Origin of the sequence: Hansschlegelia sp. KR7-227 (assembly GCF_049446035.1) — a bacterium.
Taxonomy (GTDB): Bacteria; Pseudomonadota; Alphaproteobacteria; order Rhizobiales; family Methylopilaceae; genus Methylopila.
The window spans coordinates 862,819-878,929 of sequence record NZ_JBMSEA010000001.1; the positions used below are offsets into that span (position 1 = coordinate 862,819).

At 68.7% G+C, this 16,111-nt stretch carries 10 protein-coding genes and 1 tRNA gene; 9 read left to right on the forward strand and 2 right to left on the reverse strand.

The genetic code is table 11. The annotated features are described in order from the left end of the window. Positions 1–35: 35 nt before the first annotated feature. Positions 36–1,088: an N-acetyl-gamma-glutamyl-phosphate reductase gene (argC, locus tag ACO2RJ_RS04060; RefSeq protein WP_423266734.1), complete on the forward strand. Its 1,053-nt coding sequence runs from the start codon at positions 36–38 to the stop codon at positions 1,086–1,088. A 194-nt stretch (positions 1,089–1,282) separates the two neighbouring features. On the opposite strand, the gene phaC is transcribed toward argC, so the two are convergent. Then, the gene (phaC, locus tag ACO2RJ_RS04065) at positions 1,283–3,019 is read right to left on the reverse strand and encodes a class I poly(R)-hydroxyalkanoic acid synthase (RefSeq protein WP_423268906.1); all 1,737 of its coding nucleotides are present in this window, start codon (positions 3,017–3,019) and stop codon (positions 1,283–1,285) included. 932 nt (positions 3,020–3,951) lie between these two features. On the opposite strand from phaC, the gene ACO2RJ_RS04070 reads away from it, so the two are divergent. Then, a complete protein-coding gene (locus ACO2RJ_RS04070) occupies positions 3,952–4,194 on the forward strand; it encodes a hypothetical protein (protein WP_423266735.1) in 243 nt (80 codons plus the stop codon). 46 nt (positions 4,195–4,240) lie between these two features. Here the strand turns inward: ACO2RJ_RS04070 and ACO2RJ_RS04075 are convergent, their stop codons facing one another. Next, the gene (locus tag ACO2RJ_RS04075; protein WP_423266736.1) at positions 4,241–5,770 is read right to left on the reverse strand and encodes a calcium-binding protein; all 1,530 of its coding nucleotides are present in this window, start codon (positions 5,768–5,770) and stop codon (positions 4,241–4,243) included. A 247-nt stretch (positions 5,771–6,017) separates the two neighbouring features. On the opposite strand from ACO2RJ_RS04075, the gene ACO2RJ_RS04080 reads away from it, so the two are divergent. The 7 genes from ACO2RJ_RS04080 to ACO2RJ_RS04110 all read left to right on the forward strand — a co-directional run bounded on the left by ACO2RJ_RS04080 (position 6,018) and on the right by ACO2RJ_RS04110 (position 16,006). Beyond that, positions 6,018–7,235: an LL-diaminopimelate aminotransferase gene (locus ACO2RJ_RS04080; protein WP_423266737.1), complete on the forward strand. Its 1,218-nt coding sequence runs from the start codon at positions 6,018–6,020 to the stop codon at positions 7,233–7,235. A 220-nt stretch (positions 7,236–7,455) separates the two neighbouring features. Further along, complete coding sequence (locus ACO2RJ_RS04085; protein ID WP_423266738.1) at positions 7,456–8,766, forward strand: homoserine dehydrogenase; 1,311 nt, start codon at positions 7,456–7,458, stop codon at positions 8,764–8,766. Positions 8,767–8,801: 35 nt separating this feature from the next. Next, positions 8,802–9,896: a class II fructose-bisphosphatase gene (glpX, locus tag ACO2RJ_RS04090; protein ID WP_423266739.1), complete on the forward strand. Its 1,095-nt coding sequence runs from the start codon at positions 8,802–8,804 to the stop codon at positions 9,894–9,896. Between the two features lie 142 nt (positions 9,897–10,038). Next, complete coding sequence (gene recJ, locus ACO2RJ_RS04095) at positions 10,039–11,862, forward strand: single-stranded-DNA-specific exonuclease RecJ (RefSeq protein ID WP_423266740.1); 1,824 nt, start codon at positions 10,039–10,041, stop codon at positions 11,860–11,862. A 106-nt stretch (positions 11,863–11,968) separates the two neighbouring features. Next, a complete protein-coding gene (locus tag ACO2RJ_RS04100; protein ID WP_423266741.1) occupies positions 11,969–12,640 on the forward strand; it encodes an exopolysaccharide biosynthesis protein in 672 nt (223 codons plus the stop codon). Positions 12,641–12,701: 61 nt separating this feature from the next. Then, positions 12,702–12,776 (forward strand) — tRNA-Glu (locus tag ACO2RJ_RS04105). A gap of 425 nt (positions 12,777–13,201) precedes the next feature. Continuing rightward, positions 13,202–16,006: a calcium-binding protein gene (locus tag ACO2RJ_RS04110; protein ID WP_423266743.1), complete on the forward strand. Its 2,805-nt coding sequence runs from the start codon at positions 13,202–13,204 to the stop codon at positions 16,004–16,006. The last annotated feature ends 105 nt before the right edge of the window (positions 16,007–16,111 follow it).

Sequence of the window (16,111 nt, forward strand, 5' to 3'; positions counted from 1 at the left end):
ACGAGTAAACGCGATTTAGACCTGAGCAAGATTCGATGACTGACCCCATCAACGTCGCGATCCTCGGAGCCTCCGGCTACACCGGCGCCGAACTCGTGCGTTTGCTGCTGCGCCATCCGCGCGTGCGGATCGTGGCGCTCACCGCCGACCGCAAGGCGGGGCAGGCGATGGCGGACGTGTTCCCGCAATTCGCAGGCATAGACCTGCCGCGGCTGACGACGATCGCGGAGGTCGATCTCGCGGCCGTCGACCTCGTCTTCTGCGCGCTGCCGCACGGCACGACGCAAGGCGTGATCGCCGATCTGTTCGCGCGGAAGCCGACGATCAAGGTCGTCGACCTCTCCGCCGACTTCCGGCTGCGCGACCCTGCCGCCTATGAGCAGTGGTACGGCCACTCGCACCAGGCGCTGGAGCTGCAAAGCGAGGCGGCGTTCGGCCTCGTCGAGCTCAACCGGGATGCGATCGCGTCCGCGCGGCTCGTCGCCAATCCCGGCTGCCACTCCACGACCTCGATCCTCCCGGTCGCGCCTTTGCTTGCGCGCCGGCTGATCGATCCGGCTTCGATCGTGATCGTGTCGGCGACGGGCATGTCCGGGGCAGGGCGGGCCGCGAAGGAGGAGATGCTGTTCTCCGAGGTCTCCGAAGGCGTTCACGCCTATGGCGTCGGCAAGCACCGCCACACCTCCGAGCTCGACCAGGAGTTCGACAGGGCCGCGGGTCGCGAGGCGCGCGCGACCTTCACGCCGCTGCTGATCCCGATGAACCGGGGCATCTACGCCACGATCACCGTGACGCTGTCGGCGGGCGCGACCGCCGAGTCCGTCCACGCGGCGCTCGCCGAGACCTATGCGGGCGAACCGTTCGTCGCCGTGCTGCCCTTCGGCAAGGTTCCGCAATCGCGCCATGTGCGCGGCTCGAACCACGCCCAGCTCGGCGTCGTCGCCGACCGCGGGCCGGACCGGGCGATCGTGATCGCGACGCTCGACAATCTGGTGAAAGGGGCCTCGGGGCAGGCGGTTCAGAACATGAACCTGATCTGCGGGTTTCCGGAGACCGAGGGGCTGGGGCAGCTGCCGCTGTTTCCGTGAGATCTGCCGGCGGACAGCCGGGGGCGGAACCGCCGGACGGTCACATCCGTCGTCGTTCCGGGCTTGTCCCGGAACCCATTTCCGCCGCGTATCGAAGGGCTTGGCGCCGTCGCCGGAAATGGATCCCGGGACAAGCCCGGGATGACGAGCGGGACCTCTCGCGACAAAGCGAGGCGGTTTCGATCTCGCGGCCGCTACACCCGGACCTTCACATAGGAGCCCGGCGCGTCTTCGATCGCGGGATAAGGTCCGTCCCCCGGCGTCCGGGCCGCGACCATGGTGGCGTCGGACGCGGCGAGCCAGGCGCGCCAGTCGGGCCACCACGAGCCCGGCTTCTCCTCGGCCGCCGCGATCCAGTCGGCGAGCTCGCCGGACGGCGCGTCGCCGACCCAGTGCTGGTACTTGACCCTCGCCGGCGGATTGACGACGCCGGCGATGTGGCCTGATCCGGCCAGCACGAAGCGGACGGGGCCGCCGAACAGCCGCGAGCCTTCGAACACCGACCGGGGCGGCGCGATGTGGTCCTCCCGCGTCGCGAGCTGATAGACCGGGACCCTGACCTTCTTGAGGTCGAGCCTCTCGCCGAGGATCTCCATCCGGCCCTGCGCGAGCTCGTTGTTCAGATAGCAGCTGCGCAGGTAGAACGAATGGTTCGCGGCCGGCATGCGCGTGGCGTCCGAGTTCCAGTACAGCAGATCGAACGGGAAGGGCGCTTTGCCCTTGAGGTAGTTGTTGACGATGTAAGGGAAGATCAGGTCGTTCGAGCGCAGCATGTTGAAGGCGTTCGCCATGCTGGAGCCCTCGAGATAGCCGTTGTGCGCCATCTTCTGCTCGACCGCGGCGATCTGCTCCTCGTCGACGAACACCTTCAGGTCGCCGGCATGGGTGAAGTCGACCTGGGTGGTGAAGAAGGTCGCGCTCGCGATCCGGTCGTCGCCTTTCGCCGCCATATAGGCGAGGGTGACGGCGAGCAGCGTGCCGCCGACGCAATAACCGATCGCGTCGACCTGCTCCGTCCCCGACGCCTCACGCGCGACGTCGATCGCCTTCATGATCCCGTCGCGCATGTAGTCGTCGAAGCTGAGCTGGGCGTGCGAGCGGTCCGGATTGACCCAGGACACGCAGAAGATCGTGAGCCCCTGGTCGACGCACCATTTGATCAGGCTTTTCTCAGGGTTGAGATCGAGGATGTAGAACTTGTTGATCCAGGGCGGCACGATCAGCACCGGGCGGGTGCGGACCATTTCCGTCGACGGCGCGTACTGGATCAGTTCGAACAGCTCGTTGCGGAAGATGACCTTGCCCGGCGTGGTGGCGAGGTTCTTGCCGACCTCGAAGCCCGTCCGGTCCGTCTGGCGGATGCGCAGATCGCCGCGGCCGAACTCGATGTCCTCGGCGAGCATCCGCATGCCACGCACCAGGTTCTCGCCTTTCTGGGCGAAGGTCTCGCGGATCAGCTCGGGATTCGTCGGCACGAAGTTGGACGGCGAGACCGCGTTCGACAGCAGCTTGACGTAGAAATTGGCCTTGTGGCGGACGTGGGGGTCGAGGCCCTCTGCGTCTTCGACCATCTGCTCCGCCCATTGCGCAGAGTGCAGATAGGCCTGCCTCAGAAAGTCGAAGACCGGGTGGGCGGTCCACTCCGGATCCTTGAAGCGTCCGTCCCGCGGGTCGGCCGCGATCATCGGCTCGGCGTCCTCGCCGCTCAGGCGCTTCAGCGTCCTGGCCCACAGGTCGAGGAAGCCTCCCGCGTAGGCGCTCTGCGCCCTCGCGACGCGCGTGGGGTCCGACGCCCAGCGTTCGACGACCTGACCGAGCGTCTTGGCGATGTCGGCGATCTCCGAGGTGTCGGCGGCGGGCCGGACGCCCTCCTCGCGGGGACGGGCGTAGGCCGACAGCGCCCGGCCTCCGGCCTCCCAGAGCCGCGCCATGTTGGCCGCGAAGCGCTCGACGTCGGGACTGACGAAATGATTTTCGGACTGCGGGTCGCGCTCGGCCCCATTGGGCCCGGCAGCGGCCTCGTCCGACGCCGCGGCCCTGCTGGCGTCGGCTGAAGCCTGCGCCTTCGCGTCGGCCCGCGCAGCCTCGACCTCGGCGGCGGCCTGCGCCGCCGCGTTCACCCATTCGGTCGCGGCGGCGGCCGGGGACGGTTGGTCGGTCTCCCGGCCGACCGGCGCCGCGGCGGAGCGGCTTGGCGCCTGGGCCCGCGGCTTCGGGCGTGGCTGAGCGCGCGTCGGCGTCTCGAGGGAGTCGGCCTTCGTCTCAGGCCTTCCCGACGCCAGAGCCGGATTTTTGGCGACGCGCGGCGCGCGCTTCGCTGAAGCGCTCTTCGTCGAACGGGAGGTTTTCGGGGCGTCCGCCGCGCTCTTCTCCGCCCGCTCTCCGCCGGCGCCCGACGTCGTTTCACCCTTCGACCGGCCGGCGGTCTTGGACGTCGAGATCTTGGACGCCGAGGTCTTGGACGCCGACCTCTTGGGCGCCGACGCTTTGGGAGGCTGGGCCTCGGGTCGCGAAGCCTTCGAAGACTCGGATCCGGTCTCGGCCGGGCGAGCTGCGGCGCTCCCCTGCTCCGACGGAGCCTTGGCGGCTTCTCCGCGCTTCGCGCGTCTCTCGGCGGATCGTTTCGTCCGCGCCGGCGATGGCGTGCGGCGCAAGGCGCTGCGGCCCATAGACGCGTTCCTTCCTTGTGGGCGCCCGCGGTTGACGAGGGGCGTTCCGGCGGTCGGTCCGCGGGTTGCTTCGTACTGTCTTCCCGTGACAATAGGCGGAACGCGCGCGCCGCGCCACGGGCGTCGCGCGGTCTCGATCTCGGAAAAAAGACGCCCGACCTTTGGCGGGCGAGAGCCTCACCGGAGAGCCCGCCTTGGCAGCCCCCGCATTTCGCTCGTCACGATGTCTTGCCGCGGCGCTCGTCCTGACCGGCGCCTGGGCGTTGCAGGGCTGCGCCGATGGTCGCCGCGGCCTGCCGCCGCCGCCCGCGGACGTCGCTTACCCGAACGTCAACGCCGTGCCGTCGGGACATCAGAACCGGCTGAAGACCGAGGCCGAGCAGCAGCGCCTCAAGGCCGAACTGCTGGCCAAGACAAGGCCCGGCGCGCGGCGCTAGCGCGCCGAGCGGGTCGCCGGCCGGCGTCCGCTGGAACGCCGGCGGCTCAGACGACCGTGATGAGGTCGAGGTCGAACCCCGAGAACGCGACGTTGTCGAGGTCGATCGTCGTCTGCCCGAAGGTCAGCAGCGTGTGCTCGGCGTCGCCCGTGATCGTCAGGCGGCCGGAGGAAATGAGCTGGTCGACCGAGGGCAGGGTCTTGCCCGCGACGTCGAGCTCGATCCGGTCGGCGTTGACGTTGAAGTCGCTGACGACGGCCGTTCCGCCGCCGTTGACGACCCGCAGCACGTCGTCGTTCCGGCCGGTCGAGACGAAGTCCGTGCCTGAGCCGATCAGGAAGACATCGTGGCCGGCGTCGCCGATCAGGCGGTTTTCGCCGAGGCCGCCGGAGAGCGTGTCGAAGCCGGAACCGCCGTTCAGCACGTCGTCGCCCTCGCCGCCGCGCAGCACGTCGTGTCCGGAGCTGCCGTAGAGTCCGTCGTCGCCGACGCCGCCCTCGAGGATGTCGTCGTGCCTGCCGCCGTTCAAATAGTCGTCGCCTTCGTCGCCGAACAGCGTGTCGGCTTTTTCGCCGCCCTGGAGAACGTCGTCGCCGTCGCCGCCATAGACGGTGTCAAAGCCGCGGCCGCCGAAGATCTGGTCGTCGCCGTCGCCGCCCCAGAGCTTGTTGGCGTTCAGGGTGCCGACGATCGTGTCGTTATAGTCGGTGCCGACGGCGAACTCGATCGAGCGCAGGACGTCGGTCTGCTGGAAGGAGGAATCGCCCAGGACCGCGCGACCGGTGGAAAGGTTGATCACGCCGCCGCTCAGGCCGTGCGACCAGTCGCTGAAGTCGGCCGTGTCGAAGCCCTTGCCGCCGTCGAGCGTGTCCGCGCGGTCGCCGCCCATGAGGGTGTCGTCGCCGGAGCGCCCATAGATGACGTCCTTGCCGGCACCCCCGCGCAGGATGTTGGCCTGGTTCGAGCCCTTGATGACGTCGCTCTGGTTGCTGCCTTCCACGTTCTCGATCGAACGCAGGATGTCGACGTCGTCGCCGAAGATCGCTGTGCCTTTTAGGAGGTCGATGACGCCTCTGAAGATGTCGCCCCCTCGGAAGCTCGCCAAGTCGGAACCGGCGCCCCCGTCCAGAACGTCGGAGCCACGGTCGCCGTAAAGAGAATCATTGCCGCCGCGGCCGTAGAGGGTGTCGTTCCCCTCGTAGCCGCCCAGTGCCTGGCCGATGGCTGAACCAACCATGACGTCGGCTCCCTCGAACAGGCGAGGCCAGAAGTCGGCGTGAGGGCCGCCATTTGGCACGCCGGCAAGCAGCTCTTTGATCGACACGTTCACGCCCTGAACGGCGAACAGCAGATCGCCGCCCGGCGTCTTGAGGGAAAAGGCGGACGCCGTGCCAACGGGTTCGCCCTTGCCATTCTGGCTGCCGCCTACGGTCTCGAGGATGACTTGACCATCATACGGAAAGTTCAAGTCGGCCTTCCAGGTGAGGCCGCCCTCGATCTTGGAGATCGCTGCGTTGTTGGACTGGGCCGCGAAGGGCCGCGTGCCAGTTCCCTTGTCGAAAGTGACGCGCGCCATGGCAGACTCCCCAAGGTCTTCTTACGAAACGGACGAAGTCGCTTAAGATGTGACGAGACTTTTCGTCGAACTGGATGGGCCGGTCAAAAGGTATCTTACGTAAAGGTAAATGACCCAGCCTCGAGGGCGGATCGCGCGAGCGGTCGCGGCGTTTGCCCGCTTCGCCCGCTTGGGGTATTTCCAGGCGACCCGGGCGCGCCCGCCCTGCGTCGGCGGCCGCTCATCTTCCAACGCGAAGCCTGCCGCCATGTCCGAATTCCATTCCGTGCGCCGCCTGCCGCCTTACGTCTTCGAACAGGTGAACCGCGTGAAGGCCGCCGCCCGCAAGGGCGGGGCGGACATCATCGATCTGGGCATGGGCAATCCGGACCTGCCCACTCCGGAGCATATCAACGCCAAGCTGGTCGAGGCGGTGACGAAGCCGCGCACCAACCGCTATTCGACCTCGAAGGGCATCCCGGGCCTTCGCCGCGCGCAGGCTGCCTATTACGGGCGCCGTTTCGGCGTGAAGCTCGACCCGGAGACGCAGGTCGTCGCGACGCTCGGCTCGAAGGAGGGCTTCGCCAACATGGCGCAGGCCATCACCGCGCCGGGCGACGTGGTGCTCGCGCCGAACCCGAGCTACCCGATCCACGCCTTCGGCTTCCTGATGGCGGGCGGCGTGATCCGCAACGTCCCGGCGACGCCCGGGCCGGAGTACTTCCATGCGCTCGAGCGGGCGGTGATGCACTCGATCCCGAAGCCGATCGCGATCATCACTTGCTACCCCTCCAACCCGACGGCGGAGGTCGCCGACCTCGATTTCTACAGGGACGTCGTGCGCTTCGCGAAGCAGCACGACCTGTTCGTGCTGTCGGACCTCGCCTACTCCGAGATCTATTTCGACGGAAATCCGCCGCCGTCGATCCTGCAGGTGCCGGGCGCGATGGACGTCGCGGTCGAGTTCACCTCGTTGTCGAAGACCTACTCCATGCCGGGCTGGCGCGTCGGCTTCGCGGTGGGGAATGAGAGGCTCATTGCGGCGCTTGCCCGCGTGAAGTCCTATCTGGACTACGGCGCCTACACGCCGATCCAGGTGGCGGCCGCGGCGGCGCTGAACGGCCCCGACGACTGCATCGTCGAGATGCGGGAGATCTACAAAAAGCGCCGGGACACGATGGTCGACTCGTTCGGCCGCGCCGGCTTCCCGGTGCCGAGCCCGCGCGCCTCGATGTTCGCCTGGGCGCCGATCCCCGAGAAGTTCCGGCCGCTCGGCAGCCTCGAATTCTCGAAGCTGCTCGTCGAGAAAGCCTCGGTCGCCGTCGCTCCCGGCATCGGATTCGGCGAGCATGGCGACGAGTATGTCCGCATCGCGCTGGTCGAGAACGAGCACCGCATCCGGCAGGCCGCGCGCTCTATCCGCCGCTTCCTTGAAACCGCGGACGAGACGTTGCACAACGTCGTCCCGCTCGCCGCGGCACGGTAGGCTGGCACGCTTCCGCTGCGGCTCCGAAAACCGGAAGCAAAGCTGCGTCGACGTAGCTGCGTGCTTCGAGACGCCCCGGCTGTTTGCCGGGGCTCCTCAGCATGAGGAGCTTGGCGCTTGGCATCCTCCACGGTCCTCATCCTGAGCGGCAGCCCGCAGGGCTGCGTCTCGAAGGACGCAGAACGCTGTCCCAACGCGTTTTCAGCCAAGGCTGCGACCAATGACTGAATCTCTCAGGGTCGGCGTCGCCGGCCTCGGAACCGTCGGCGCCTCGGTCGTGCGCATTCTCGCCGCCAAGGCCGACGAGATCGCCGAGCGCGCGGGGCGTCCGATCGTCGTCACCGCGGTGTCCGCGCGCGACAAGGGACGCGACCGCGGACTGCCGCTCGAGGGCGTCGCCTGGCACATGGACCCGAGCCAGCTCGCCCGCAGCCAGGACGTCGATCTCGTCGTCGAACTGATCGGCGGCGCGAACGGCGCGGCGAAGGCCTGCGTGGAGAGCGCGATCGAGGCCGGGCGTTCGGTGGTCACCGCGAACAAGGCCCTGCTCGCCAAGCACGGCGCGGCGCTCGCCCGCGCGGCGGAGGCGGCGGGCGTCGCGATCGGCTTCGAGGCCGCGGTCGCTGGCGGCGTCCCCGTGGTGAAGATCCTCCGCGAAGGGCTTTCGGCCAACCGCGTCACCCGCGTCTTCGGCATCCTGAACGGGACGTGCAACTACATATTGACCCGTATGGAGAAGGAGCGGCTGGCCTTCGCGGACTGCCTCGCGGAAGCCCAGCGGCTCGGTTACGCGGAAGCCGATCCGACCTTCGACGTCGGCGGCTTCGACACCGCGCACAAGCTCGCTTTGCTGGCGACGCTGGCCTTCGGCGTGGAGCCCGACCCGGACGGCATCTATGTCGAGGGGATCGCGTCGATCACCCCGTTCGACCTCGCGATGGCCGAGGAGCTCGGCTACCGCGTGAAACTGCTCGGCGTGGCGACGCGCTCGGACGCCGGGATTGAGCTCCGCGTCCATCCGTCGATGCTGCCCAAGGACAGCGCGATCGCGCGGGTCGACGGCGTGACCAACGCCGTCGAGATCGACGGCGACGCGGTCGGCGCGCTGGTGCTCGCGGGCCCGGGCGCCGGCGGCGACGCCACCGCGTCGGCCGTCATCGCCGACATCGTCGACATCGCCCGCGGCTTGAGCGTGCCGACCTTCGGCGTGCCTGCGACGCGCCTCGCAGCCCCGTCGCGGGCGCCGATGGGCACGCATGAGGGCGGCTATTACATCCGTCTGTCGGTCATCGATCGCCCGGGCGCCGCCGCCGCGATCGCGACCCGGATGGCCGAGCAAGGCATCTCGCTTAAGAGCATCGTCCAGCGCGGCCGCGAATTCGACAACGACCGTCCGAGCCCCGAGCCGGTGGCCGTCGTCCTCATCACTTACGCCACAAACGAGGCCGCGTTGCGCCGGGCACTGGACGCCATCGAGGCCGATGGTCATATCGACGGCGCGCCGCAAGTGATTCGTATCGAGAAACGCTGACACGTCGGGCCGCTGGGCGGCCGGGGGAACGTCACATGGCGAAACGGCCGGCTGTGAAGCGCAAGGCCCCGGCGGTCAAACGATCGCCCGCGCGGCCGGATCGATTGGCGCTCCGCGCCGTCGCCGCGACCGCCGAGCCGCCGCCCACCGTGTCGGCGGGCGAGGTGATCGACAGATCGCTGACGATCGAGATCGTCCGAGTCACGGAGCGCGCGGCGGTCGCGGCGGCGCGACTCAGAGGGCGAGGCGACGAGATGGCGGCCGACCAGGCCGCCGTCGACGCGATGCGGCGCGAACTCAACAATCTCGCCATTCACGGCACCATCGTTATCGGGGAGGGCGGACGCGACCACGCGCCGATGCTGTTCATCGGCGAGGAGGTCGGGGATCGCAGCGGGCCGCGCGTCGACATCGCGCTCGATCCCCTGGAGGGCGTCACGCTATGCGCCAAGGCGCAGCCGAACGCCATTTCCGTCATCGCGATCGCGGAGCCCGGCACGCTGCTCAACGCGCCGGACGTCTACATGGAGAAGATCGCGATCGGCCCGCAATATGCGGACGACACGGTCGATCTGGCCGCGCCCCCGGAGGAGAACATCCGCAGGCTGGCGCGCGCGAAGGGGGTGGGCGTCGAGGAGATCACGGCCTGCGTCCTCGATCGTCCGCGCCATGCGAAGCTGATCGAGGCGATCCGGGCGAGCGGCGCCGCGATCCGTCTGATCACGGACGGCGACATCGCCGGCGTGATCGACGCTACGAACCCGTTCGAGACCGGCGTCGACGTCTATCTCGGCATCGGGCGGGCGCCCGAGGGGGTCCTCGCCGCCGCAGCCCTGAAGTGCATCGGCGGGCGCATGCAGAGCAGGCTCGTTCTCGACACCGATGAGCGTCGCCGCAAGGCGGCGGCGTTCGGCGTCAGCGACCCTTCGCGGATCTACCGCGTGGACGACATGGCGCGCGGCGACGTGATCTTCGCGGCGACCGGCGTGACCGACGGAAGGCTCCTGTCCGGCGTGGTCTTCGGGCCCGACGAGATCGTGACGGAGACGCTGGTGATGCGCTCCTCCACCGGAACCACGCGCCGCATTCGCGCCGAGCACCGGTCGCTGGAGAAGTTCCGCCTCGGCTGAGGCCGCGCGCGCTTCCGTCGCGCGCCGAGCCGGCCACGCTCCACAGATCTCTGCGCCGCGCCATGGCCAGACCCGCGACGCTCGGCTACGCCTGAAGGATGAGCCCGCGGCCCCGATTCGCTTGTCAGCCGGAGGCCGCGCCGTGAGCGTCGCGGCGCTGCTCAGGCCTGCCGCGCCCGACTGCTTCCTCGGCGTTGAGGCGTCCTTCACGGGACGGGCGTGGCGCGACCGGCTCGATCTGCGGGGCAGGGCGGTCGCCGCGGAGATCGTCCGGGACCATGGCCTGAGCGACCGTCTGGCGCGGGTGCTCGCCGGCCGCGGGGTGACCAGCGCGTCCGTCGCCGCCCATCTCGACCCTTCCATCCGCGGCCTGATGCCGGACCCCGACGTCCTGGCCGACATGGAAGCCGCCGGGGCCCGCCTCGCGGACGCCGCGGAACGCGCGGAGAACGTCGCGGTGTTCGGCGACTACGACGTCGACGGCGCGACCTCGACGGCCCTCGTGGCGGGTTTCCTCCGGGACGCCGGCGCTACGGTCCGAACGCACATTCCGGACCGCATCTTCGAGGGCTACGGCCCGAACAGTCCCGCGATCGACATGCTGGCCGACGGCGGAGCGACGCTGCTCGTCACCGTCGACTGCGGCTCGACGAGCCACGCGGCCCTCGCCCATGCCCGTGGACGCGGCCTCGACGTCCTGGTGATCGACCACCACCAGGTCGGCGAGGCGCTTCCCGAGGCGACGGCGGTGGTGAACCCGAACCGGCAGGACGATCTGTCGGGCCTCGGCCATCTCGCCGCCTGCGGCGTGTCCTTCATGGTCCTCGTCGCGACCGCCCGCGAGCTTCGCCGACGCGGCTTCTGGGCGGCGCGGGGAGGGGAGCCGGATCTGCTCGCGACCCTCGACCTTGTCGCGCTCGGCACGGTGGCCGACGTCGTTCCCCTCGTGGGACTCAACCGCGCCTTCGTGGCGAAGGGGCTGATCGCGCTGCGCGGCCGCGGCCGGATCGGCCTCCGCGCGCTGATGGACGCCGCCCGGCTCGACGGTCCGCCCACGCCCTACCACCTCGGCTTCCTGCTCGGCCCGCGCATCAACGCCGGCGGCCGCATCGGCGACGCCGGCCTCGGCTGCCGCCTGATGCTGTCGGACGACGAGACGGAGGCGCAGGCGATCGCGGCCGAACTCGACCGCCTGAACGGGGAGCGTCAGGCCATCGAACGCGCGACTCTGCTCGAGGCCGAGGCCGAGGCGAACGCGTCGCTCGGACTCGACGGGGAGGGCGCGTCCGTCCTGGTCGTCTCGGGGGAGGGCTGGCACCCGGGCGTCGTCGGCCTCGTGGCCGCGCGCCTGAAGGAGAAATGCCGCCGCCCGGCCTTCGCCATCGCCTTCGGCCCCGACGGCGTCGGCACGGGCTCCGGGCGTTCCGTGCCGGGCGTTGATCTGGGCGCGGCGGTCCGCGCCGCGGTCGATGAGGGCGTGCTGGTCAAAGGCGGCGGACATGCGATGGCCGCCGGCGTGACGATCGAGGCGGCCCGGCTCGGCGCGTTCCGCGCCTTTCTCGAGGCGCGGCTGGGGACCTCGGTGCGGGCCGCGCGGGCCGAGCGCGCGCTGTCGATCGACGCGGCGCTGACGGCGGCCGCGGCGACGCCCGACCTGGTGCGGGAACTTGACCGCGCGGGTCCGTTCGGCTCGGGCGCTCCCGAGCCCATTCTGGCTTTCGCCGGGCATACGGTCGCCTCGGCGGATGTCGTCGGCCAGGGCCATGTCCGCCTGCGTCTCAGGGCGGGCGACGGCGCGTCGGTCGGGGCCATGGCGTTTCGCGCCGGCGACACTGAGCTCGGCCGGGCGCTGCTCGCGAGCCGGGGCGCGCGCATCCATGTCGCGGGCTGCCTCGGCATCGACCGCTGGGGCGGCGCCGAGCGCGTGTCGCTGCGCGTGCTGGACGCGGCGCGCGCCGACACGTGACGCTTGCCATTCCGGCGGTCGACGCCACCTGATCTTCATCTCTATCGTGTTTGATGCGCGCGCGCCGCGCGATCCCCTGCGCCACACAAGCCCTTGACGGAGCATCGTGACCGATCTTGCGAGCCGACGTCCGGTGAACGCCCCGGACGACCAAGCCCCGCCGCAGCACCGCGGATTTTCGACCGTTCTGCGCGGGTTGGCCGATGGCGATCAGGAGCGCGTCAGCGTCGGGTCGATTCTCTCCGCCTTCGGGGACCGGGCCTTCGGCGCCCTGCTTCTGGTGTTCGCGCTGCCGAACGCCCTGCCGATGCCGCCCGGCACCTCCGCCGTGCTCGGCGCGCCGCTCGTCTTCATCACCTTCCAGCTGATGATCGGACGCGGGGTGCTCTGGCTCCCCGCCTTCATCACCCGCCGGTCGATGCGGCGCGAGGACTTCCGGACGCTGGCGAACAAGATCGAGCCGTGGATCATGAAGCTCGAGCGCCTGCTGAAGCCGCGCTTCGGCCTCCTGACCACGCCGGTCGCCGACCGCTTCACCGGGGCGGCGTGTTTCGTGCTGTCGATCATCCTGACCCTGCCGATACCCTTCGGCAACATGCCGCCGGCGGCCACGATCGCGGCCTTCGCGCTCGGCATGATCGAGAGCGACGGCGTCGCGATCGGCGTCGGTTGGCTGGGAACGCTGATCAGCGTGGCGATTCTGGTCGCCCTGTCGACCGCGATCACCGCGGCGGTCTCGAACTTCGCCGAGCCGGTGATGCGGCTCTTCGGCGTCTGACGGGACAGGCGCGCCGCGCGACTTGCCCGCCGGCCGGAACCCCCCTATACGTCCGCGGCCCGCGCCCTTCGTCTATCGGTTAGGACGTCAGCCTTTCACGCTGGAGAGACGGGTTCGACTCCCGTAGGGCGCGCCACTCGTTCGAAAATAGCTTTCAATAACAACGACTTATCGGCAGAAAGCGCGAACCTTTCCGAAGGGTTCGCGCTTTCTGTGCTTTGTCCACAGCGAGCGCCGCGATTCCCGCCCGCGCCCGCCGCCCGGCCTTTGTGAGGCTGTAGAGGCTGCACATACGCCTACTCTGCCGCGTCCTTCGGCGCGCGGCCACCGTCGATCAAGCGCAGCCGCGCGAGGCCGGGCGGCGAGCGCGACACCTGTGGGTCCGGGCCGCACGTGCGCTCGAGGTCCAGCACCGCGGGCCGCAACGCCTCCGCCGCGACCAGGCTCGATCAGTTCTTCTACGTATATGATCGTAACGTCGCACCAAGTTAGAAGAGGGGCTGCCGCGCAGGCAGCGGGTTGTCGCCCGCGTCGAACTAAGCCGGCTGTGTTGAGGTCAGGATGACGACGCTTACGGCCAAATTCAATGTAGCGGAAGAGGCGCAATTCATTGATCTCAGCTTTGTTTGGTACTGGAGGGGCGGAACGACTCTCCTCGACATTCAAACAAGAGGATACACTGCAACTACTACCGCCAATGACTACGAAGCGTTTGCCGAGTCACGAGATATTCAGAGAATTTCAACCCCTCAAACTATTACGGTACGCATTAAGATAGTTGACGACATCATAAACGAGCCGACTGAATATTTCACCGTCGTTTGCCACAATTGGGGAGTTGGCGATCAGTTTCTTGAGTATGTCTACACCGTAAACATTATCGACATCATCGATCGCGGCGAGCGGCAGCCTGATGGTTCGGTCCATATACCACCGACAGCCGAGGAGGCCGCTCGGGCCAAGGCGTCCTTTGGCAGCTTCGCCAAATATTCGCTCGACGCTGTCGAGTTCGCTCGCGACGACAAGACCAAGATCCGCCTCGACAGCGACAGCCTGAACTACGTCATCGACAACAACGCGCCCTACAAGGCGATCGTTGACACCGACGCGCCCGACGGTCTGAAGATCAAGTTGAACACCGGGCTGCTCGGCAAATCAATTTCGGCGGTCGACACGGCGGTAAAGGTCTACGAGTGCTTCGACGAAGCGCGCAACGCGCTTGCGAAGCCCGACGCGAGCGGCCTTGACGCCTCCGTCGCGGTTGCGACCAAGCTGATGATCGCCGCCGGATCGGGTTTCGCCGGGCGCGTCGTGGGCGCGGCCGCGACGCCGGTGCTGATCGCGGGCGCGTTGGCGGTCGGCGCGCCGGTCTTCGTCGGCATCGGGATCGGCCTCGTGGTTGGCGGCGTCGTGGCCGGCGTGATCGATTCCTACTCGACCGAAAAGGCGCGCGAGTGGGGTCTGCTCGGCGAGGAAAAGCCGAAGCGGATGGCGCTCGCGGACGACGCCGGCAACGACCCTTACGCCAGCGACGGCGTCAGCCTGTTCAACGACGGGATCCGCTACGGCGAGGCCGCGCCCGAGCCGCAGTGGGAGTACGACGCGGCGAAGAAGGAGTTCCGCTGGCTGGTCGAGCCGGACGAGGTCGTCATCCGCGAGATCGCGACCCGGCTCGGGCTCGAGGTCGACAATCCCGTCGCGTTCAACTTCATCGGCAGAACGGGGTTGAAGCCCGGCCAGACGCCCGCCGATCTCGGCGACTGCCACTATGGCGGCGCCGGCGACGACACGATGGACGGGACCCACGGCGACGATGTGCTGTTCGGCCAGGGCGGCCAGGACTCGCTGCTCGGCGGTTTCCACGACGACGCGCTCGACGGCGGCGCCGGGGGCGACACGCTGCGCGGCGGCGATAGCGATGATTTCCTCGACGGCGACGAGGGCGCCGATCAGCTATTCGGCGACGACGGCCACGATCAGATCTTCGGCAACGCCGGCGAGGACTTTATCCTGGGGGGCAAGGGCGCAGATCAAATCTCGGGAGGCTCGGGGAGCGACTCGATCGCGGCTCAGGAGGGAAGCGATGAGGTCACCGCCGGCGAGGGCGACGATGTCATGTGGTTCGGCCTCTCCGAATACTATTTCGAGATCGACTGGCTCCACGGCGACGACGGTGACGACCGCTTCGTCTTGGTGAGAACTGACGGCCCGAGGGTCGGCTTTCATCATCTCGTCGGCGGCGATGGCCATGACGTGGTCAGTTATGAACTCGCCCTAACGGCGATCGGGCTCGACCTCAACGTGACCAACGGCACGGCGGACGGCGCATGGGGCGCGGCGGCGGGCGACTCTCTCAGCGTCGAGGAAATCGTCGCCACCCGCTTCAACGACGTCGTCATGGGCCGGAATGGACCAGCCGGCGAAGCGGGCGCTGTGGACGACCTCTTTCGCGGGATGGCCGGGAGCGACGAACTACGCGGCGGAGCGGGCGACGACACGCTCGACGGTGGCGCTGGCCGCGACACGATGGTGGGAGGGGCGGAGGACGATGTCTTCCTCGTCAACGCCCGCGGCGATGTGGTGGTCGAGCTCGCCGGCGAGGGCCGCGACCGCGTCCTGTCGCAGATCGGAGGGACGCTCGCCGACCACGTCGAGGAGCTCACGCTCGTCGGGCGCGCGGCCGTCGGCATCGGCAACGCCGAGAACAACCTCATCATCGGCAACGCGCTCGCCAACCGCCTCGACGGCAAGGTCGGCGCAGACCGCATGGTCGGCGGCTTCGGGAACGACCGCTACTTCGTCGACGACCGCGGCGACGCAGCCGTCGAGCAGGCCGGCCGCGGGGTCGACACGGTGGTCGCCTCGGTGAGCCACCGCCTTGGCAAGCATGTCGAGAAGCTCGTGCTTGAGCCCGGCGCGAAGCCGCTCGCGGGCTTTGGCAATTCGCTCGACAATGAGCTCTTCGGCAACGCGGGCGACAACCGCCTGTCCGGCCTTCGCGGCTCCGACACGCTGCACGGAGGCGGTGGGAACGATAGGTTCGTGTTTGACGGGCCGCCCGACGAGGCGCGCACCGTCGACTACGTCAGCGATTTTTCGGGCCTCGCTTCGCAAGGCGGCGACACGATCGAGCTCGGGGCTTGGATTTCCCTGGCGGTAGGCAATAAGGGGGCGCTCAAAGCCGCGCAGTTCAAGACGATCGGCGTCGCCGGCTCAAAGGTCGACGCGAACGACCGCATCGTTTACGATATCAAGACTGGTGATCTGTTCGTCGACTACGACGGCTCGGGCGCGATGCAGGCGGTCCGCTTCGCTCAGCTGATGAACCAAGCTCCGCTAAGCGCTTCGGATTTCATCCTTGCCTAGTTAGACCATGAAGCGCATTGGCGCGTCTGCTCGAGGAGCACATGCGCCCTGCTCTGCCGCTCCCTTCGGCGCGGGGCGTAGGGGTAGCCCACTAGGCGATCGGCG

Excerpts from the sequence above, each read along its gene's own strand:
- argC (WP_423266734.1), top strand. The coding sequence starts at position 36 with ATGACTGACCCCATCAACGTCGCGATCCTCGGAGCCTCCGGCTACACC.
- ACO2RJ_RS04080 (WP_423266737.1), top strand. The coding sequence starts at position 6,018 with ATGTCCGAATTCCATTCCGTGCGCCGCCTGCCGCCTTACGTCTTCGAA.
- ACO2RJ_RS04110 (WP_423266743.1), top strand. The coding sequence starts at position 13,202 with ATGACGACGCTTACGGCCAAATTCAATGTAGCGGAAGAGGCGCAATTC.
- glpX (WP_423266739.1), top strand. The coding sequence starts at position 8,802 with ATGGCGAAACGGCCGGCTGTGAAGCGCAAGGCCCCGGCGGTCAAACGA.
- phaC (WP_423268906.1), bottom strand. The coding sequence starts at position 3,019 with ATGGCGCGGCTCTGGGAGGCCGGAGGCCGGGCGCTGTCGGCCTACGCC.
- ACO2RJ_RS04085 (WP_423266738.1), top strand. The coding sequence starts at position 7,456 with ATGACTGAATCTCTCAGGGTCGGCGTCGCCGGCCTCGGAACCGTCGGC.
- ACO2RJ_RS04075 (WP_423266736.1), bottom strand. The coding sequence starts at position 5,770 with ATGGCGCGCGTCACTTTCGACAAGGGAACTGGCACGCGGCCCTTCGCG.